Source organism: Lentzea sp. JNUCC 0626, from assembly GCF_043632865.1.
GTDB lineage: Bacteria > Actinomycetota > Actinomycetes > Mycobacteriales > Pseudonocardiaceae > Lentzea.
The window spans coordinates 1,806,213-1,826,316 of record NZ_CP171635.1 but is presented as its reverse complement, the minus strand read 5'-3'; the positions used below and the strand labels follow the sequence as shown (position 1 = coordinate 1,826,316).

The 20,104-nt window shown below is 72.2% G+C and carries 14 protein-coding genes; 9 read left to right on the top strand and 5 right to left on the bottom strand.

All coding sequences use genetic code 11. From position 1 onward, the window contains the following. The first annotated feature begins 100 nt into the window (after positions 1-100). The 7 genes from JNUCC0626_RS08110 (at position 101) to JNUCC0626_RS08080 (ending at position 6,819) form a co-directional block, all read left to right on the top strand. On the top strand, positions 101-1,291 hold the full coding sequence (locus JNUCC0626_RS08110; RefSeq protein ID WP_394619049.1) for an FAD-dependent oxidoreductase: 1,191 nt from the start codon (positions 101-103) through the stop codon (positions 1,289-1,291). Further along, positions 1,288-1,977 (top strand): enoyl-CoA-hydratase DpgB, encoded by a 690-nt coding sequence (dpgB, locus tag JNUCC0626_RS08105; RefSeq protein WP_394619048.1) that lies wholly within the window; start codon positions 1,288-1,290, stop codon positions 1,975-1,977. The genes JNUCC0626_RS08110 and dpgB overlap by 4 nt, the downstream gene beginning before the upstream one ends. Positions 1,978-1,994: 17 nt before the next feature. Beyond that, positions 1,995-3,161 (top strand): class I SAM-dependent methyltransferase, encoded by a 1,167-nt coding sequence (locus JNUCC0626_RS08100; protein WP_394619047.1) that lies wholly within the window; start codon positions 1,995-1,997, stop codon positions 3,159-3,161. A gap of 9 nt (positions 3,162-3,170) precedes the next feature. Next, positions 3,171-4,391, top strand: a complete 1,221-nt coding sequence (locus JNUCC0626_RS08095; protein ID WP_394619046.1) for a glycosyltransferase — start codon at positions 3,171-3,173, stop codon at positions 4,389-4,391. A gap of 28 nt (positions 4,392-4,419) precedes the next feature. Continuing rightward, entirely contained in the window at positions 4,420-5,556 is a 1,137-nt protein-coding gene (locus tag JNUCC0626_RS08090; protein ID WP_394619045.1) for a class I SAM-dependent methyltransferase, read from the top strand. Positions 5,557-5,617: 61 nt separating this feature from the next. After that, positions 5,618-6,367 carry a TylF/MycF family methyltransferase gene (locus JNUCC0626_RS08085; RefSeq protein WP_394619044.1) on the top strand — a complete coding sequence of 250 codons (750 nt, stop codon included), beginning with the start codon at positions 5,618-5,620 and terminating at the stop codon, positions 6,365-6,367. Beyond that, positions 6,364-6,819: a DoxX family protein gene (locus JNUCC0626_RS08080; RefSeq protein WP_394619043.1), complete on the top strand. Its 456-nt coding sequence runs from the start codon at positions 6,364-6,366 to the stop codon at positions 6,817-6,819. Before JNUCC0626_RS08085 ends, JNUCC0626_RS08080 begins: the two co-directional genes overlap by 4 nt. Before the next feature lie 106 nt (positions 6,820-6,925). On the opposite strand, the gene JNUCC0626_RS08075 is transcribed toward JNUCC0626_RS08080, so the two are convergent. The 3 genes from JNUCC0626_RS08075 to JNUCC0626_RS08065 all read right to left on the bottom strand — a co-directional run bounded on the left by JNUCC0626_RS08075 (position 6,926) and on the right by JNUCC0626_RS08065 (position 11,290). Then, complete coding sequence (locus tag JNUCC0626_RS08075) at positions 6,926-9,718, bottom strand: AAA family ATPase (protein WP_394619042.1); 2,793 nt, start codon at positions 9,716-9,718, stop codon at positions 6,926-6,928. Positions 9,719-10,064: 346 nt separating this feature from the next. Beyond that, positions 10,065-10,442: a nuclear transport factor 2 family protein gene (locus JNUCC0626_RS08070; protein ID WP_394619041.1), complete on the bottom strand. Its 378-nt coding sequence runs from the start codon at positions 10,440-10,442 to the stop codon at positions 10,065-10,067. Between the two features lie 14 nt (positions 10,443-10,456). Next, positions 10,457-11,290: an SDR family NAD(P)-dependent oxidoreductase gene (locus JNUCC0626_RS08065; protein ID WP_394619040.1), complete on the bottom strand. Its 834-nt coding sequence runs from the start codon at positions 11,288-11,290 to the stop codon at positions 10,457-10,459. A 121-nt stretch (positions 11,291-11,411) separates the two neighbouring features. On the opposite strand from JNUCC0626_RS08065, the gene JNUCC0626_RS08060 reads away from it, so the two are divergent. Beyond that, complete coding sequence (locus tag JNUCC0626_RS08060) at positions 11,412-12,002, top strand: TetR family transcriptional regulator (RefSeq protein ID WP_394619039.1); 591 nt, start codon at positions 11,412-11,414, stop codon at positions 12,000-12,002. A gap of 6 nt (positions 12,003-12,008) precedes the next feature. Here the strand turns inward: JNUCC0626_RS08060 and JNUCC0626_RS08055 are convergent, their stop codons facing one another. After that, a complete protein-coding gene (locus JNUCC0626_RS08055) occupies positions 12,009-12,503 on the bottom strand; it encodes a hypothetical protein (protein ID WP_394619038.1) in 495 nt (164 codons plus the stop codon). Further along, positions 12,503-13,726 (bottom strand): FAD-dependent monooxygenase, encoded by a 1,224-nt coding sequence (locus JNUCC0626_RS08050; protein ID WP_394619037.1) that lies wholly within the window; start codon positions 13,724-13,726, stop codon positions 12,503-12,505. The genes JNUCC0626_RS08055 and JNUCC0626_RS08050 overlap by 1 nt, the downstream gene beginning before the upstream one ends. A 223-nt stretch (positions 13,727-13,949) precedes the next feature. Here JNUCC0626_RS08050 and JNUCC0626_RS08045 point away from each other — a divergent pair, with 223 nt between their 5' ends. Next, positions 13,950-20,099 (top strand): type I polyketide synthase, encoded by a 6,150-nt coding sequence (locus tag JNUCC0626_RS08045; protein WP_394619036.1) that lies wholly within the window; start codon positions 13,950-13,952, stop codon positions 20,097-20,099. Positions 20,100-20,104 lie beyond the last annotated feature (5 nt).

Genomic DNA, 20,104 nt, shown 5'->3' with positions numbered 1-20,104 from the left:
GCTGTCACCGCTTATCCCAATGGATAGTTTCACCCTCGTACCAGGATGACGCAAAAACGCCGGCGCAATTTCCGGAAACGGACCGGCAGTGAGGAGCCACATGAAAGTCCTCATCGTCGGGGCAGGTGTCAGCGGCGTCGCGGCAGCGGTCGCGCTCACCTCCGCCGGACACGAGGTGGCCGTCTTCGAACGGGCCGACAAGCTGCGCGCCACCGGCAACGGAGTGCTCGTGTGGCCCAACGGCACGGCGATCCTGCGCGAGCTCGGGGTGTCGCTGCCGGAACTGGGCAGCCGCATCGACGAGGCCGACGTCCTGGCCCACGACGGCACCCCGTTGATGCGCATGGACCTCGAAGGCGCGCAGGAGAAGTACGGCGCGCCGACCATCGGCGTGCTGCGCGGGCACATCATCGAACGGCTCGCCCAGTCCCTGCCGGCCGGCACGATCACGTTCGGCCGGCGCTGCACGACGATCCGGCACACCCGCCAGGGCGTGGAGGTCACCTTCGACGACGGCGGCACCGAGATCGGCGACGTGCTGATCGGCGCGGACGGCTACCGGTCGATCGTGCGGCACCGGCTCTTCGGGGACGTGGCCGCGCACACCGGCCTCGCGTCGTGGTACGGGCTGGCCGCGATCCCGCCGGGGCTGCGCTCCGAGCACGTCGTGCCCACCTACTACGACAAGTTGCGGCTGTGCACCATGCACCCGGTCGGCAAGGGCCTCGTGCACTGGGCCGTCGAGGTGCCGTGGCCGAACGAGGACCTGGACCGCGCGGGCAGGCGCACGGCGTGGCTCGACCACCCCCAGCCGCCCGATCGCAGAGCCCGGCTCGCCGAGTGGTTCGGCGACTGGGCACGTCCCGTCGCCGAACTCGTCGCGAACCTGCCGGACCAGGACGTCGAGGTGTACCCGCACGTGGTGCACCGGGTGCCGCGCTGGTGGGGCCGCGGCCCGATCACGCTCGCCGGCGACTCGGCGCACGCCGTGCCGCCACGGGTCGGCTGGGGCGTGAACCAGGCCCTCGAGGACAGCTGGATGCTCGGGCACGTGCTCTCCGAACGCGGTGAGCCGGCGGCGTTGCTGCGGCGCTACGAGCGGGAACGGCGCAACCGGGCGCGGCACGTGCGGCGGCTGGAGAGCGTGGCGCGGCGCAGCAACAAGGCGCTGATGTTGTTGCACCGCTTGCCCCAGAGCGTGCGCGGCGCCGACGGCATCATGTCGAAGACGCTCATCTCCAACATCGACAGCTGCAGCAACTACGTGCACCACCGGGCGGTGACGTCGTGAGCGATGCGGTGACCGTCCCCGAGATCCGCGTGACGGGCGGCGAGCCGCCGGCCCGGCAGGTGCTCGCGGCGCTGGAGAACGCCTGCGCGGCGGCGGAGGACCTGGGCGGCGCGGTGCCGCTGGTCGTGCGGCTCGGCGGCAAGGCGCGCCAGAGCGGTTTCCACGAGGTCGACGTGCACCTGGTCAACAAGTGGGAACGGGCGTTGCGGCGGGTGGAGTGGCTCGGCGCGGTGACCGTCGCGGTCGTCGACGGGGACTGCACCGGCACCGCGCTGGAGCTGCTGCTCTGCTGCGACCACCGGATCGCCTCGCCGCGGTCGGTGTTCGGCGTGCCGTTGTCCGGGACGACCCCGTGGCCCGGCATGGCACTGCATCGGCTCGTGCACCAGACAGGACTGGCGCGCGCACGGCGGTTGACCGTGTTCGGGCAGCGCGTGGACGCGCACGAGGCCGCGGCCATCGGACTGGTGGACGAGGTCGTCGACGACGTGGCGGCCGCGCTGACCGGTGTGCTGGCGCGCTGCGAGGGCCTCGCCGGGTCCGAGGCGGGCGTGCGCAGACGGCTGCTGCTCGACGCCACGGCGACCGGGTTCGACGAAGCACTGGGCGCGCATCTGGCCGCCTGCGACAGGACTTTGCGGCGGGAGCGCGGGCAGGCACCGGCCGAGCAGCTCCCCGAGTGGTGAGGGAACAGGAGCGAGCAATGACCGCGACGACACCTGTGCGCGTGGCTCAGGAACTGGCGCGTGTGGCCGGTGGCCCCCGCCGTGACCTCCCGGCCGCACTGGACGACATCGGGTTGTCCGCGGCCACCGCGACCGCGGTGGCCGAACTGGTGGTGCGCTGTGGCGTTCCCATCAACACCGACGAGGCGTACATCGCCATTTCCGTGACACACCGGGACGAACGGACGGACCACGTGCTGCGGCTCGTGCGCGGGGAACCCGTCCGTGCCGAGTCCTCGGCGCGACCGGTCCCCTGCCGGCTCGTGTTCGAGCTGGCCGACCTGGTGGTGGCGCTGTACGGGTCACAGCCGTCTCCGGCGGCCGGTACCCACCGGTTCGAACGAACCGACGACTGGTTCATGACCAACGGCGACCCGTCCGACCCGTTCCGGATCATCGAGTCGTACATGAAGGCGACGACGACCGTGCTGGCGGCGGTGTCGTCGGCGGGCCACGAGCTCAACGCGCTCGCGGCCAAGCACGTCGCCGACAAGTGGGGGCTCTGGCACTGGTTCACCCCGCACTACGACCGGCACTTCGCGCGGCTGCGCGCGGAACCGGTGCGGGTGCTGGAGATCGGCATCGGCGGTTACCGCGACCCCGACGTCGGCGGCGGGTCCCTGCGCATGTGGCGCGACTACTTCCCGCGCGGTCACGTGTTCGGCGTCGACTACTTCGCCAAGAACGGTCTCGACGAGGAACGGATCACCACGGTCCAGGGCAGCCAGGACGACCCGGACTTCCTGCGGGCGCTGGCCTCCGAGCACGGGCCGTTCGACATCGTCATCGACGACGGCAGCCACATCAACGGTCACATCCTCACCACCTTCCGCGAGCTGTTCCCCCACGTGCGCAACGGCGGGGTCTACGTCATCGAGGACCTCTGGACCGCCTACGCGCCCGGCTACGGCGGGCAGGAGACCTCCAGCGCGGGCGAGGGCACCTCCATCGGGCTGCTCAAGTCCGTTGTGGACGCTCTGCACCACGAGGAGTGGACGGCACCGGGCGGCGACCCGGACCGGGCGCCGTACGCGGCGAGCACGGTCGGGCTGCACGTCTACCGCAACATCGCGTTCCTGGACAAGGGCGTCAACGCCGAGGGCCGCATCCCCTCGTTCGCCCCGCGCACGGTCGACTACTACTGAGGAGACATCGTGCGGATCACCCTGATGTCGCTGGGGTCGCGCGGCGACGTGCAGCCGTTCGCCGCGCTGGGCACCGGCCTCGCCCGGCGCGGCCACGACGTGCTGGTCGCCTCGGCGGAGTCGGCGCGGTCCTTCGTGGAGGGAGCGGGACTGGCGTTCGCCCCGCTCACCGACTCGATCGGCGGCGAGCTGTTCGAGCTGCCCGGTGTCGCGCAGGCGATCCGGCGCGGCGGATCCACAGTGGACGTAGCGATGGCGTTGCCGCCGCAGACCGAGGAGGCGGCGGTGCGCAAGCACGCGTCGATGGCCGAGGCCTGCGAGGGCGCGGACGTCGTGGTGACCGCGCCGACGACGTACACAGCGGCGTTCACGGGGACGAAGGCCAAGTGGGTGGCGGCGGCCTGGACGCCCAACACCCCGACGGCCGCGTTCCCCGCCTGGGGCGCCCCAAGCGGAGTGGACAACCTGACGGGGTACGCGCTCGCGCACCAGGCCGAGTGGGACGTCTTCCGCGGCCCGCTCGACCGCTACCGCGCCGCCCAGGGCCTGCCGCCGGCCGGGACCCGCTCGCCGCTCACCACGCTCGGGCACGACGTGCCGGTGCTCTACCCGGTCAGCCCCGTGGTGATCCCGCCGCCGGGCGACTGGCCCCCGCGCTGCCACGTCACGGGTTACTGGTTCTGGGACCGTCCTTCGTGGACACCGGACGAGCGGCTCGCGGCGTTCCTCGCACGGCCGGGCGCACCGGTCGTCGCGACGTTCGGCAGCCTGTGGCCGGTGCACGACCAGCGGCGCGTGCTGGCGATCCTCGCCGAGGCGGCCGCCCGCGTGGGCCGCGACCTCGTGCTCGTGGGCGGGCCGGCACAGGACCTGCCCGACCACGTGCACCAGGCCGGCGAGTCCGACTACCGCGCGCTCTTCCCCCAGGCAGCGGCGATCGTGCACCACGCGGGCTGCGGCACGACGGCCGCCGCACTGCGCGCCGGCGTGCCCCAGGTGCCGGTGCCGATGTTCGCCGACAACGCGTTCTGGGCCCGGCGCGCGGTGGAGCTCGGCGTCGCGTCCGCACCGCTGCCGCTGGCCTCGCTGTCGGTCGACGCACTGGCGGCGGCCCTGGCCGGGGTGCTCTCGGACGGCGCGATGGCGCGGCGTGCCGGGGACATCAGCGCGGAGATGGCGGACGAGGACGGCGTTTCCACCGCGTGCGACCTCATCGAGGAGTTGTGGTGATCGCGCTCGAGACCCTGGAGGAGAAACGATGAGCTCGCTCGACGAGCACCTGCTCGACATCGCCGCGCGGTCACCGGAGGCCGTGCGCGACTGGCTGGACGCGGTGGACGCGGTGGAGGTCGCGGCGGCCGCGCTCGGCGAGATCGTCACCCGCGCGGCGGCGCTGACGGCTCCCGACCGCGACGTGCCCGTGCAGGTGGAGCTCACCGCGGGCACGCGCACGCTGCCGTTCGTGCTGGTGCTCGGCCCCGACCCCAAGGTCACCCCCGGTTCCGTCCCCGAGGCGGACCTGCTGGTGCGCCAGGACCTCGGCGAACTCGTGCGGTCGCTGTTCGGGCCGGACCTGAGCACCGCCACGCGCGAGGTGCTGCCCGCCGAGGTGCCGGACCCGCGCGTCGCGGGGCACGCCGACCGGGCACACCTGGCCAGGGCCGCCCTGCAGTTCACCACCGCCTGCGACGAACCGCTGCGCGATCTCGCCGAGCTGGCCGTGCGATTCGGCTCGGACAAGTGGGGCGAGCACTGGTACACCAGGCACTACGACCGGCACTTCGCCCCGTTCAAGGACCGGCGGGTCACCGTGCTGGAGCTCGGCATCGGCGGGTACGACGACCCGGCGGCGGGCGGCGCGTCCCTGCGGATGTGGCGGCACTACTTCCGCCGCGGCGTGGTGCACGGACTCGACCACTTCCCCAAGCCCGGCCTGCGCGCGCCCCGGTTGCACACGCACCAGGGCGACCAGGGCGACGCCGCGTTCCTGCGCGACCTGCCCACCGGGCCGCTCGACATCGTGATCGACGACGGCAGCCACCTCAGCCAGGACGTGATCACCTCGTTCCACGCGCTGTTCCCCCGGCTGCGGCCCGGTGGCCTGTACGTGGTGGAGGACCTCCAGACGTCCTACTGGCCCGGCTGGGGCGGTGACCGGCACGACCTCGGCAACCCGGCGACGTCCATGGGTCTGTTCAAGTCGCTGACCGACGGTCTCAACCGGCGCGAGTTCAGCAGCGAGACGTCCACTGTGGACGACACAGTCACCGGGATCCACTTCTACCACAACATGGTCTTCATCGAGAAGGGCCTGAACTCGGAGCGCCCGGCACCCGCGTGGGTGCCCCGCGACGAGAACCCCTTCGCGGCCGGTCTGGCCACCCCGGACGAATGACGACCTGCCCGCGCGCCCGTTGCCGGGCAGGCCGGCGACACAGCACACGACGAGGAGCGACATGGCCGACACCGCCGAGATGTACCTGGACCTGATGAAGCGGGTCCTGATCAACACGATCTACCGCGACGAGGCCATCCAGGAGTTCGACTACGGCGACGGCGAGGAGGTCGAGCACCGGCTGGTCGGCCGCGACTGGCCCAGCGTCGCGCACACGATGATCGGCCTGAAGCGGCTCGACAACCTGCAGCGGTGCGTCGAGACGGTGCTGCGCGAGAACGTGCCGGGCGACCTGATCGAGACCGGCGTCTGGCGTGGCGGTGCCTCGATCTTCATGCGCGCCGTGGTCCGCGCGCACGGCGACACCGGCCGCACGGTCTGGGTCGCCGACTCGTTCCAGGGCATGCCGGAGGTCGCCGCGAGCGGGCACGCCGCCGACGTGGCGATGGAACTGCACAAGTACAACGACGTGCTGGCCATCTCGCTGGACACCGTGCGGTACAACTTCGAGCGCTACGGCCTGCTGGACGACCAGGTCCGGTTCCTGCCGGGCTGGTTCGCGGACACCCTGCCCACCGCCCCGGTGGAACGGCTCGCGGTGCTGCGGCTCGACGGCGACCTGTACGAGTCGACCACCGTCGCGCTGGAGAACCTCTACCCGAAGCTGTCGCCCGGCGGCTTCACGATCATCGACGACTACGTCATCCCCGCGTGCGCGGAAGCGGTGCACCACTACCGCGACGCGCACGGCATCACCGAACCGGTCGTCGACATCGACGGCACCGCCGCCTACTGGAGGAAGACCCCATGATCTCCGACCTCACCAGGGACGTGCTGACCCTGATCGCCCGGATCGTCGTCGGCGTCACGTTCATCGCGCACGGACTGCTGAAGATCGAGGACGTGTCGGGCGCGATCGCCGGGTTCGGCAAGGCGGGCATCCCGCTGCCCTCGCTGTCCTACTGGTTCACGATCCTCGTCGAACTGGGCGGCGGCGCGGCCATGATCATCGGCGCGGCGCTGCCGCTGATCGGCGTGCTGTTCGCCGTCGTCACCCTCGGTGCGCTGGTGTTCGTGCACGGGGCACAGGGGTTCTACGTGCACGAGCAGGGGTACGAGTTCGTGCTCGTGCTCGCGGTGACGAGCCTCGCGCTGTCCGTGGCCGGCGATCGGTTCGCGCTCGACGCGGCACTCGCCCGCCGATCGCCGGCGTGGGCACGTCTCACCGGGCGCACGCGGCGCAGCCCCGTCTCGGTGGCCTGACTCCCGGACGTGCGGCCGGTTCAGGCCATCGCGCGGTGACCGGCGAACCTCACGACGACGACATCGGCCCATGCCCCGGATTCCGGGAACACGGGCCGATGTCGTGTCAGACCGCCCGCACCATCCGCAGGCTCAGCGCCGTCCCGATGTCCGACCGGCGGCCGATGCCGAGCTTGCGGTACGTCCTCGTCAGGTGTTGCTCGACCGTGCTGACGGTGACGTAGAGCTTGTCCGCGATCTGCCGGTTGGTGTGGCCGTCCGCCGCGAGCGTGGCCACTCGCCGTTCGGCCTCGCTCAGCTCCTCGCTGTGGCGCGGCCACGAACTCGGCGACTGTTCCTCCACCGGCCGCTGGAACGGCAGTTCCCGCTCCAGGCCGCGGGCCTGGCACTCCTTGGCGATGCGCCGTGCCTCGCGCAGCGTCATCCGCGCCTTGGTGTCGTCACCGAGTTCGTGGTAGGCACCGCCGAGGTCCAGCAACGCCTGCGCGAGCAGCTTCCGCGCGCCACTGAGCGTGAAAGCGCTTACCGCCTGATCCAGCAACGTGATCGCCTGCACCGCCGGCACCGTTGCCGCCAGCACCCGCAGGGCCTGACCGGCCGGCCGCGACAACGGCCCGGTCGCCAGCGCCCGTTGTTCCTCCGCCAGTTCCCGCGCCTCGTCGTGCTGTCCCAGCGTGAGGTAGCACTGGGCGGCGGCCGACCGCCAGGCGACGATGCCCGGCACGTCCATGTCCCAGTTGGCCAACAGCTCTCCGCACGCGCGGAAGTCGGTCAGCGCCGCGTAGGGACGATCGATGGCCTGGTAGTACTGGCCGCGCGAGAACAGGTAGTGCAGCCCGAAACGCGACTCGTACATGCCTTCGGGCACCGGCTGGCGCAGTTCCTCCGCCGCAGCCTCGTGCTCCTCCATGTGCGTGTGCGCCGCGACCAGCACCGCCCGCACGAACCCGATGGTGATGCCCCAGCCGGGCACGGGCATCATCTCCAGCGCGGACCGCGCGAACCGGATCGCGCCGGCCAGATCCCCTTCCCGCAACGCGATGTCGGCCCGGACGGCGGTCAGCACCGCGGCCCACGTCGGCGCCCGGCGCCGGTGCGCGCACGCCACCAGGTCGTCGCACCACATGCGCGCCAGGTCCAGCCGGTCGACGTAGGTGAGCGAGAGCAGTGAGGTGACCAGGATCTCGATGGTGTCCTCGTCGAGCGCGCAGCTCTGCAGGACGTGCTGCGCGGCGACGATCACCTCGCCGGGATCACCGCCGCCGAGTACGGCCCCGACGACCCGCGCCGCCATCTCGCGGTGCGCGCCGGCGGTGCCCGGGGTGACGTCCGGAGCATCGACGCCGTCCGGCCTCGTCGGCACGCGGGCCGCCACCGACGGATAGCTGTGCCGCAGCCACCACTGGAGCGACTCGACGCACGCGGCCGCGGCGCCGCCGGCGGACAGGCCGCCCATCACGTCGGTCGCCTCCTCGATGCGGCCGTGCCACAGCAGGTACCGCAGCACGGCGGGCACCTGCGCGGTCGGCAACGTGCCGTCGTGCATCGCCTGGACCAGCACGCACAGATGCCGTTGCGCCACGGTGACGGTGCTGCTGCGCCACACCACCGACGCCAGTCTGGCGATCACCGCGGTGCGCTGCCGGTCGTCCGCGCAGTGCTCCGCCGCGAGCCGCAGGCAGCGGACCGCCCGGTCGACGTCGTCCGCGATCAGCGCTCGTTCCGCGACGCACTGCACCAGGCTGATGGACTCCTGGTCGCGGACCTGGCCCGCGGCCAGGAGGTGGTCGACGACCTCCTCGATCGAGCCGTCGCCCTGCTGGAGCCTGGCCGCCGCCCACAGGTGGAGTTCGGCCAGCCCGGACTCGGTGAGCCCGGCCAGCACGGCACCCTGTGCGACCGGATGCCGGAAGTCTCGGCCGCTCAGCACGCCGACGCTCTCCAGCGCGGCCATCGCGTCGAGCACGTTCCGCTCGTGCACACCGAGCTTCTCGGCGAGCACGGACGCGGGCCAGTCGCCCACGACCGCCAGCATCTCGGCCGTGCGCCTGCTCACCTCTCCCCCGCGGTCGAGGCAGGAGAGCACGGCACGGCCGTAGGCCTCGCCGACCGACAGCCGGGCGCCGCGCTGCAGCGGCAACCCGCCCGCCCGCGCGGCGAGGTCCTCCAGGACCGCGTTGACCAGCAGGCAGTTGCCACCGGTGAGGGCGAAGCACTCGGCCGCCACGCGGTCCGCGCCCGCGCGCCCGAGGCGGTCGGCGACCAGCGCCGTCACCCCGCGCTCGCTCAGCGGACCGAGCCGGTGACCGTTGCCGAAGCCCTCGTGCAGCAACGCGGCGTGCATCGGGCCGTGGTAGCCGGTACCGGTGCGCACCGCGACCGCCAGCAACATCCGCGCCGCGACCAACCGCCGGGCCAGGTGCGCGAGGCAGCGCAGGGACAGCTCGTCGCCGTCCTGCGCGTCGTCCACCGCGAGCACCACCGGCTGGTCCGCCGTCAGCGCCAGCACCGCGTCTGCGACGCGGTGCGCGAGGCTCGCGTCCTCTGGCCTCAGCTCACCCCCGGCCGCCACCAGCGCCTCCACCTCGCGGTGCAGGTCAGCGGGCAGCGGCAACGCGGCGAGCAGCGGGGTGAGCATCTCGAAGGGCAACCCGCTGGTGGCGGGAGTGCCGGTGGCCGTGAGGACGAGCACACCCTCCAGTTCTCCGCCCGGCGTGCCGCGCTCGGCCACGTCGGACAGGAACTCCCGCAGGAGACGCGTCCGGCCGCTCGCCACCGGACCGCTGACCACCACGGTGCCACCCGTGCCTCTGGCCAGCCGATCCAGGTGACCGCCGAACGCGCGTAAATGTTCCTCTCGCTCGACCAGCAACGACAGATACCCCCCAGTCGTCCACACACTGAAGTCAGCGTTGAATTAACCGGGGTGCGCGCAAACAAATAAACGCAAATGCCACTTCACGACAACGTTGTCGAGTGACATGCGTGCGGAATGAGCCCCTAGAGCCGGATCAGGACCGGCGTACACATCCCGGCGCGCAAACGCCCCCGCTTTCCTGCCACCGTACGTGACCGTCCGGTCACCGGCAACCGGTTCACCACTTTGGAGCACGTCATTCACGTATCGTGACTACGATTGGCGAATCAGCACCACAACGTAAACCCGGAGTCGGCAAACGCCTGTTCAGGGCATTTCGGCCGCAGCGAAGCGAGAGGTTGAAAACCGAAGTTCTTCCGCCGACCGGTCAGGCGGGGGTCGGCTGATGGGTGTTGAGGTAGGCGTGATCCGAGACGATGACGCCGTCCCGGATGGTGAGCAGGACGCACCACCGCACCTCCGGCCCCTGTCCCTCCTCGGACAGCGTCGCGGTCGTGCCCTCCACGGCCACCACGTCACCGGCGGCCACGGTGCGGAGCACGCGCGTGCTCCGCGGCGGCCCGGACAGCTCCAGCTGACGCAGCCGCTCGACGCCGAACGACTCCACCCCCGGCACCTCGATCACCGCGTCCGGCGCGTAGCACTCGCGCACCATCCGCAGCGGGTCGGTGTTGTGCAGTTCGACCCATCGCTCGACGAACGCGAGGTTCGCCTCTTCCCGCGTGAGCGCGGGCTGACCGGTCATGACGGAAGTCCTCCTCAGTGGGTGCGCGCCGCGAGCAGACCGGTGGTGACCTCGGTCAGCCTCCGCGCGGCCTCGGGATCGAAGGCGGAACCCTCCAGCGGCAGCGGCTCGCCCATCATCGACGCGCTCACCTGCTCGGCGGGCGGGGTGTCGAGCAGCGCGAGCACGGGCAGGATGCCCTCCTCGACGGGCTTGGCGACCGCGCGCATGGCGTCGATCTGCGCGGCCATCTCGGCGTCGTACTCACCGGAGAAGCTGGTCTGCACGCCACCGGGGTTGAGCAGGACGTAGCGGATCGGCGAACCGGCGTGCTCCTGGGCGAACCCGACGCCGAGCAGGTCGTTCAGCCGGCTGCCCTGCATGAGCGCGTCGATGCCGGTGTAGCCGTGCTCGCGGCCGAGGTCGTCCCAGCGGACCTCGCCCATCGGGACACCGGGGCCGCAGACGTTGACGATGACCGGCGCCGCTGCCTTCTCGAGCGCACCGGCCAGCCCGTGGCTGAGCACGTAGCGGCTCAGGTAGTACAGCGCGAAGGTGTTCTCGAACCCCTCTTCGGTGACCAGGCGTTCCGAGCGGAAGTGCTGCGCGCACAGCACGAGACCGTCGATCGACTCGAACCGCGACAGCAGGTCCGCGACAGCGGCCCTGGTGCCGGCGACGGACGCGAGGTCGACCTGGACGAAGTGGGCCCGGTCCGCGGCACCCGATCCGTCCGCCTCGGCCAGCAGCGCCGCGCCCTTCTCCGCGTTGCGGCCCAGCACGACCACCCGGTCGCCCTGCTTGAGGCGGGCGAGGGCCACGGCCTTGCCGATGCCGTCCGTACCGCCGGATACGACGAACGTCTTCACTCTGCGAACCCCTCAGGAACTCTCGGCTAAGCCATCAGTTGATGACTTACCGGAAGCTAGCGGTCGTCGTTGTAGGATGTCAACGCTTGATGACTTGACTGCTGGAGGCAGGCTCTTGGCCGTGACACCGGGCGACACGCCACTACGCAAGCGCAACCGCGAGGCCACCCGTGCGGCGCTGCTGGCGTCCGCACGCAGCCGGTTCGCCCGCGACGGCTACGCCTCGACGAACGTCCGCGACATCGCCGCGGACGCGGGGGTCGACGCGAGCCTGCTGTTCCGGTACTTCGGCACGAAGCGCAAGCTCTTCGACGAGTGCTCCGAGCAGGACGCCCGCGCGACCGAGGCGGCACTCGACGGCCCGCCGGAGGAACTGCCCGCCCGCCTGCTCGAGTCGATCCTCGCCCACGAGTGGCCCGACTCGGCGGGCGAGCACCCGTTCATCGCGATGCTGCGCTCCGCCGGTGACGAGGCGATCCGCGACCGGCTGCGCGAGCACGTCTGCGACACCTACGTGGCCCGGTTGCGCGAACTGTGCGACGGGCCGGACGCCGACCTGCGCGCCGAGCTCTTCAGCGCCTGGCTGCTCGGGATCAGCGTGATCCGGTCGGTCGTGCGCAGCGAGGCGTTGTCCGCGACCACCCTGCCCGAGGTGTCTCCGCACTTCGAGCGGGTGGCCGCAGTTCTGCTGGGAAAGCCGGCCGAGCAGTAGACCGACTCAGTAGACGGTCGTCGACGCCAGCACGGGGCCGCCTCCCGGCAGCGAGCAGTCGAGCGTCGCCCCGATCCAGATGTCCATCACGAAGTGGCCGGGCGCGAACGTGACGACGCCGGTCGTGGCCGGGGTGTACGTCGCGTAGCCGGGACCGAGCACCATCGGCTGCCCGACGGGGACGGCGGTGGCGTTCGCCAGCCCGGTCGCCGTGACCGTGCCGGAGCCGGCGCCGCCGACCGCGATGTCCATGTCGCCGTCGATGCCTCCCGCGGGGACGTCCGCGGGCGCCGGTTTCGTGGCCGACACCTTCAACCTGATCTTCGTCCCCTTCCGCACCTTCACCGGTGCCGTGATCGACACGGAGTAGGTGAGCGGAACGGGCGCTGAGCCCATCTCGGTGCAGGAGTAGACGACGGACGCCGTGTCCGCCCCCGCCGGGGGCGTCACCAGCACCGTCGTGGCCAGCACGGCGGACAGCACAGCCGCCAAGCGCTTCATCAGACAGATCCTCCGATCCTGTTCTTCGAGGTGGTTGCCGCCGTCCTCGTCGCACGCGACGCGGGCAGCAGCGCCTGCAACAGCCGCCCGCCCGCACGACTCGCCGCGGTGCGCACGACTGCGCGCCGCAGCAGCCGCGCGGGCATGCTGGGCGGGAGCAGGAAGTTCTTGGCGAAGTGGGCGCTCTTCTGGTGCTTGGTGACCTCGGGGCGCAGCCGGTGCTCCCACGTGCCGAGCGCGCCGGCCACGTCGTCGCCGTGCTCGGCGAGCAACGTGCCCAGCAGGTCACCGCCGGCGATGCCCAGTGACGAGCCGAAGCCGGAGTACAGCGTCAGCGACCACGCCGAGTCGCCGACCAGCACGACCCGGCCGCGGCTCCAGGCCGCCAGGTGGATCTGGCTGATCTGGTCGAACAGCGTCGACTCGGCGCGGTCCAGCGCGTCGAGCAGCCACGGGACGACGGGGCCCGCGAAGTCGCCGTAGACCTCGCGCAGCGCCGAACCCGGACGCTTGCGGATCTCGGCGGCGGGCCACTGGTGGCAGTACATGAACATCGCCACCGGGTCGTGGTCGTGGAACGCCTGCACCGCGACGGTGCGGCGGGTGTCGACCACCAGGAGGTTGTCGCCGCCGCGCAGTCCCGGCACCGGCCGGTCGAGCAGGCACGTGGCGATCACGTGGTTGAAGTCCCGGCGGTAGAGGTCCTCCGGGCCGAAGACCAGCTCCCGGACCGTGGAGTGCAGCCCGTCCGCGCCGACCACGAGGTCGTACCGGCCGGTGCTGCCGTCGGTGAGATCGACGTCCACGTGGCGGCGTCCCGGTTTGATCGCGGCCGGGCCGACGCCGAACCGGATCTCCACCCGCTCGTGCACCGCGTCGTAGAGCGCCCTCTCCAGGTCGCCGCGCAACACGGTGTAGGACTGCGGGCCCGCTCCCGTCATCGCCGCGGGGTTCATCGCGGGCACGAGCCGGCCGCGCCGGTCCATCTCCAGGAACCGGCCCTGCGGGTCGGCCCTGTCGTTGATGCCGGCGAACACGCCGAGCCTTTTCGCGGGCTCGAAGCCGTCAGCCATGAAGACGGTGAAGTAGCCACCAGTGCGGCGCGCGGGTGCGCGTTCCACCACCAGTGGTTCCCAGCCGATCTGGGACAGGCGCAACGCGGTGGCCAACCCGGAGATTCCGGCGCCAACCACGAGTGCGCGTTTCGGCCGCGATGCGGTCATCTGCAAAAACCTCCGGACACGGCTGGACCAGTCCCGCTCAACAGATCGCGATTCCGACCGTAGCGCACTTCCGGCACAATGGGGCAAGCTATTTCAAGGAATAGTGGAGGGGTGCCCGTAGGGGTTATCCCAGGCCAGTTAGGGGCGTCGGGTAGGGGTGTACCCGCCGATCATCGGACAAGTACGTTAAGCCGAACCCGAATGCATGAAAACATGGTGGGACATGCCCGAGGATCAGAAGGTCGTCGAATATCTCAAGAAATTGACGGTGGACCTGTACGAGACTCGCGAAAAATTGCGCGGACTCGAACGGGAACGCACTGAACCCATTGCCGTGACGGCTGTCGCGTGCCGGTTCCCCGGCGGGGTCTCCGATCCCGAGGGGTTCTGGCGGATGCTGGCCGCGGGCGAGGACGGGTACGGCCCGTTCCCGGCCGACCGCGGGTGGGCCGTGGACTCCGGCGCGGACTACGCGCGTGAGGGCGCGTTCCTGGACGACGCCACCCGGTTCGACGCCGCCTTCTTCGGCATCTCCCCACGCGAGGCCGCGGCGATGGACCCCCAGCAGCGGCTCGCGCTGGAGACGGCGTGGGAGTGCTTCGAACGCGCCGCGATCTCCCCTGCTGCCGCGCGTGGCAGCGCCACGGGTGTGTTCATCGGGATGAGCGGGCAGGACTACGTGGGCGTGGCCACGGGCTCCGCCGGTGACCTGGAGGGCCTGATCGGCACCGGGACGGCGGGCAGCGTGCTGTCCGGCCGGGTGTCCTACGCGCTGGGCCTGGAGGGTCCGGCGCTGACGATCGACACCGCGTGCTCCTCCTCGCTCGTGGCGCTGCACGTCGCCGCGGAATCCTTGCGGCGCGGGGAATGCGTGCTGGCCCTGGCCGGTGGTGTGACGGTGCTGTCCACGCCGAACCTCTTCGCCGAGTTCGCGCGGCAGGGCGGGCTCGCGGCGGACGGCCGCTGCAAGCCGTTCTCGGCGGACGCCGACGGCACGGCGTGGGGCGAGGGCGCCGGGATGTTGTTGCTGGAAAGGCTTTCCGACGCGCAACGCGCCGGGCGGCCGGTGCTCGCGGTGATCAGGTCGAGCGCGGTGAACCAGGACGGCGCGTCGAGCAGGCTCAGCGCTCCGAACGGCCCGGCGCAGGAACGCGTCATCCGCACGGCCCTCACCAACGCCGGGCTGCGTCCCGCCGACATCGACGTCGTCGAAGCCCACGGCACCGGCACGAAACTCGGCGACCCGATCGAAGCCCACGCCCTGCACAACACCTACAGCCCCGGCCGCACCACCCCACTGCACCTCGGCGCCGTCAAAGCCAACATCGGCCACACCCAAGCCGCCGCGGGCGCCGCCGGCGTGATCAAGATGATCCTCGCCCTGCAGCACCAGCAACTCCCCCCGACGCCCCACCACACCCAGCCGACCTCCCACGCCCCCTTCACCACCCTGCGCCCCACCACCCGCACCACCCCGTGGCCCGCCACCGACAGGCCCCGCCGCGCCGCCATCTCGTCCTTCGGCATCAGCGGCACCAACGCCCACCTCATCGTCGAGGAACCACCGGCACCAGCCGCGGCCGCCGAGCACGCCGGCCCGGTGCCGTGGTGCCTGTCCGCGAAGTCCCCCGCCGCCCTGCGCGAGCAGGCCCGCCGCCTGCAGGACGCGGTCGCGGGCCTCGCCCCGGCCGAGGTCGCGCACACGCTGCTGCGCCGCTCCCCGGGCTTCCCGCACCAGGCGGTGGTGACCGGCACGACGACCGCCGAGCTCGTCGCCGGACTGCGGGCCGTAGCCGGCGGCGCGCCCCTGCCCGGACGCGGCGACGTCGCGTTCGTCTTCAGCGGCCAGGGGAGCCAGCACGCGGGCATGGCACGGTCGTTGGGCGAGGCGTTCCCGGTGTTCGCCACCGTTCTCGACGAGGTGTGCGCCGAACTCGCCCACCACGGCGCCCCGGTCCGCGAGGCGTTGTCCAGCGGCGGCCCGCTCGACGACACCGGCATCGCACAACCGGCGCTGTTCGCGGTGCAGGTCGCACTGGCCAGGCTGCTGGAGTCCTTCGGGGTGACCCCCGCCGCCGTCGCCGGGCACTCCGTCGGCGAGATCGCCGCCGCACACGTGGCCGGTGTGCTGTCGCTGACCGACGCGTGCACCCTGGTGACCGCCCGCGCCCGGCTGATGTCCGCGTTGCCGCCCGGCGGCGCCATGGTGTCCGTGCGCGCCACCGAGGCCGACGTGCGCCCGCGGCTGAACGACAAGGTCGCACTCGCCGCGGTCAACGGCCCGTCCGTCGTGCTGTCCGGCGTGGAGGAGGACGTGCTGGCGGCGGTGGCGGCACTGGGCCACGAACACCGCCGCCTGCGGGTGAGCCACGCGTTCCACTCGCCGCTGATGGACCCGATGCTCGCGGAGTTCCGCGCGGTCGTGGAGACCCTGGCCGGCAAACCGCCCGCGGTCCCGTTCGCGTCCGGGCTGAGCGGCGCGTTCGTGGAGGACTTCGACGCGGACTACTGGGTGCGGCACGTGCGCGAGCCGGTCAGGTTCGCGGACGCGGTCGAGGCACTCGGCGACGTGGCGGTGCTGGAGGTCGGCCCCGACTCGACACTCGTGCCGCTGCTCGACGACAGGCCGGCAGAAGCGTTGCTGCGCAAGGGTTTCGACGACAGCGCACAGTTCGTCAAGGCCCTGGCGCTGGCGCACGCACGTGGCGTGGACGTCGACTGGTCACCCCTGGTGCCCACCACCGCGGTGCGCACCCTGCCCACCTACCCGTTCGAACGGCGGCGCCACTGGCCGGAACGGGCTCCGGGCGGCGGTGACCCGGCGAGCGCCGGCCAGCGGGCGACGGGACATCCGCTGGTGACCACCGCGGTGGACCTGCCGGACGGTGGCGTGGTGCTCACCGGGCGGCTGTCCGCGGCCGCGCAGCCGTGGCTCGCCGAGCACCGGGTGCACGGCGTGGTGGTGCTCCCCGGTGCCGCGGTGCTCGAGCTGCTGTGGTCGGCGGGTGCGGACGTGGTGTCGGAGCTGACTCTGCACGCGCCGCTGGTGGTGCCCGACGACGCGGACGTCGTGCTGCGGGTGGTGCTGGCGGCCGCGGCCGCGGACGGTGGACGGGAAGCGCAGGTGCACACGCGGACGGGTGACAGCGACTGGGTGCAGCACGCGACGGCGACGCTCGGTGGCGAGCAACCCGAGGCGGTGCACGGAGGTGAGCGACCGGGCGCGGTGCCCAGTGGCGACCAGCCGGTGTCGGTGCCCGGTGGCGAGCGACCGGAACCGGCGCGGCCCGACGCGGTGTCGCTGCGCCGATGGCCGGTGGGCGACCCGATCCCGGTCGACGGCCTGTACGACGACCTGCACACACGGGGCCTGGCCTACGGGCCGTTGTTCCGCGGCGTGCGGGCCGCCTGGCGCGACGGCCGGCACGTCCGTGCCGAGATCGAGGTGCCGGAGGGCACCGACCTCAGCGGCTGTGTGCTGCACCCGGCGTTGCTGGACTCCGCGCTGCACGTGCTCGCCCTCGCGGGCGTGGAGCAGTCCGGTGCGGCGCTGCCGTTCTCGTTCACCGGTGCCGCACTGCACGCCGTCGGGGCGAGGAGGCTGCGGGTCCTGGTGACGGTGACCGGCCCGCAGGAGATGGCGATCGCGCTCGCCGACACCACCGGTGCCCCTGTCGCGTCGATCCGCTCGTTGCGGCTTCGGCCGATCACGGCGGACCGGGTGCGCGTCAACGGTCCTGCCGCCGTGCACCGGATCGTGTGGCGGCCGGTGAAGGAGACTTCGGCGCCGGTCGCGGTGACGCACTGGCCGGACCGCGGCAGTGTCACCGTCGTACGCCCGGCGAACGTGGCCGAACACCTGGACGTGCTGCGCGACTGGCTGGCCGGGCCGGACGACGGGGCGCACCTGGTGGTGGTGACGAGCCGTGGTGTGGTCACCGACGACGGGCAGGACGTCGACCTCGACGTCGCCCCGGTCTGGGGCATGACGCGGTCGGCGCAGGCCGAGCACCCCGGCCGGATCACGTTGGCGGACCTCGACTCCGACGCCGAGGACGCGGTGCTCGGCACGCTGGTCGCGACCGCCCGCGCGGGTGGCGAGACGCAGATCGCGTCGCGTGGCGGAGTGGTCCGGGTGCCTCGGCTGGTGCCCGTGGCGGCGCTGCTGCCTCCAGAGGGTCACGGGGCCTGGCGGCTGGAGCAGGATCCCGGCGGCACGCTGGACGGGTTGCGGCTCGTGCCCGCCGAAACAGTCGAGCCCGGACCGGACGAGGTGCGGGTGGCGGTGCGTGCGGCCGGGCTCAACTTCCGCGACGTGCTGGTGGCGCTCGGCACGTATCGCGGGCGGGCGGTGATGGGCGGCGAGGCCGCCGGTGTCGTCGCGGCTGTCGGGCGGGACGTGCGCGGGCTGGCCGTCGGCGATCGGGTGACCGGGGTGTTCAGCGGCGCGTTCGGGCCGTTCGCGACCACCCACCACCGGATGGTCGCGCGGATCCCGGACGGCTGGACGTTCACCGAGGCCGCGGCCGTGCCGATCGCGTTCCTCACCGCCTACTACGGGCTGCGCGACCTCGGCGGGCTGCGCGCCGGGCAGTCGGTGCTGGTGCACGCGGCGGCCGGCGGTGTCGGCATGGCGGCAGTGCAGCTGGCGCGGCATTGGGGTGCCGAGGTGTTCGCCACCGCGAGCGAGAGCAAGCAGCACGTGGTGCGCGACAGCGGTGTCCCGGCGGAACGGATCGCCTCCTCGCGCACGCTGGACTTCGCGGACCGGTTCCTCGCCCACACCGGCGGGAACGGGGTGGACGTGGTGCTCGACGCGCTCGCGGGTGAGTTCGTCGACGCCTCGCTGCGGCTGCTGCCCCGCGGCGGCTCGTTCGTGGAGATGGGCAAGGCGGACGTGCGCGACCCCGACGTCGTCGCCGCCGCACATCCCGGCGTGCACTACACCGCGTTCGACCTCATCGAGGCCGGACCGGACCGCATCGGCGAGATGCTGGCCGACGTGCTGGCGCTCTTCGGCGAGGGCGCGCTGCGGCACCTGCCGCGCACGGACTGGCCACTGCGTCGTGCGGTGGACGCGTTCCGGCACGTCAGCCAGGCCAAGCACATCGGCAAGAACGTGCTGACCCTGCCACCCGGCCCGGCCGGCACGGTCGTGATCACCGGGGCACGGGGTGCGCTCGCCAGGCAGGTCGCGGTGCACCTCGTGACCACGCACGGCGTGCGGGACCTGTTGCTGCTGAGCAGGACCGCGCCGGACGAGCTGGCAGCGGAACTGTCCGGACTCGGGGCGCACGCGGTGGCGCTCGCCTGCGACGTCGCCTCCGCCGAGGAACTCGGGCGCGCGTTCACCCTGGCCCCGTCGCCCGTCACCGAGGTGATCCACGCGGCGGGCGTGCTCGGGGACGGCGTCGTCACCGCGCTCGACCAACAGCGGCTGCACGACGTCCTGCGGCCCAAGAAGGACGGCGCGCTCGCGGTGCTGGCAGCCGTGCGCGGGCACGACATCGCGGCGATCACCTTCTACTCCAGCGCTTCCGCGGCACTGGGCGGTGCGGGCCAGGCGGCCTACGCGGCGGCGAACTCGTTCCTCGACGCGCTCGCGCACCGGGCTCGTGCGGAAGGGATGCCGGTGACGTCGGTGGCCTGGGGGCTGTGGGCGGGTGAGGGCATGGGCGCCGGACTCTCGGACGCGGACCTGCGCCGGATGCTCTCCGGCGGCGTGCTCCCGCTGGCACCGAAACGGGCATTGGCGCTGCACGACGTCGTGCGCGGTTCGGCCGATCCCCACGTCGTGGTGGCACCCCTGGACACCACCGGTCTGACCGCCGACGCAACTCCGCTGCTCCGTGATCATGTTGTCCCGCAACGCAAGCGCGTGTCGGACGACCGGGACGTGACGGCCGGCGAGCGGCTGTCGGCGTTGCCCGCCGACCAGCGCAGGCGGGCCGTGGCCGAACTCGTCCGCACGCACGTGCGCGGCGTGCTCGGCCACGAGGACGAGGAGTTCGCCGAGCACCTGCTGTTCCGGGACCTCGGCTTCGACTCGCTCACCTCGGTGGACCTGCGCAACCGGCTGACGGCGGCCACCGGGCTGCGGCTGCCCGCCGCGCTGGTGTTCGACCACCCCACCCCGGCGGACCTGGTGACCAGGCTGGTCACCGACCTCGCCGGGCAGGACGAGGCAGGCTCCCCCGACGACGAGGAACGCCGTTTCCGCGCGGCACTCGCGGCGATCCCGACGGCCCGGTTGCGCGCCACCGGTCTTTACGACCGGCTGCTGCGCCTGGGCGACGAGCAGGACGCCGACGTGCCCGCCGACATCGACGCACTGGAAGTCGCCGACCTCGTCCGGCGCGCCCTGGGCGACTGACCACC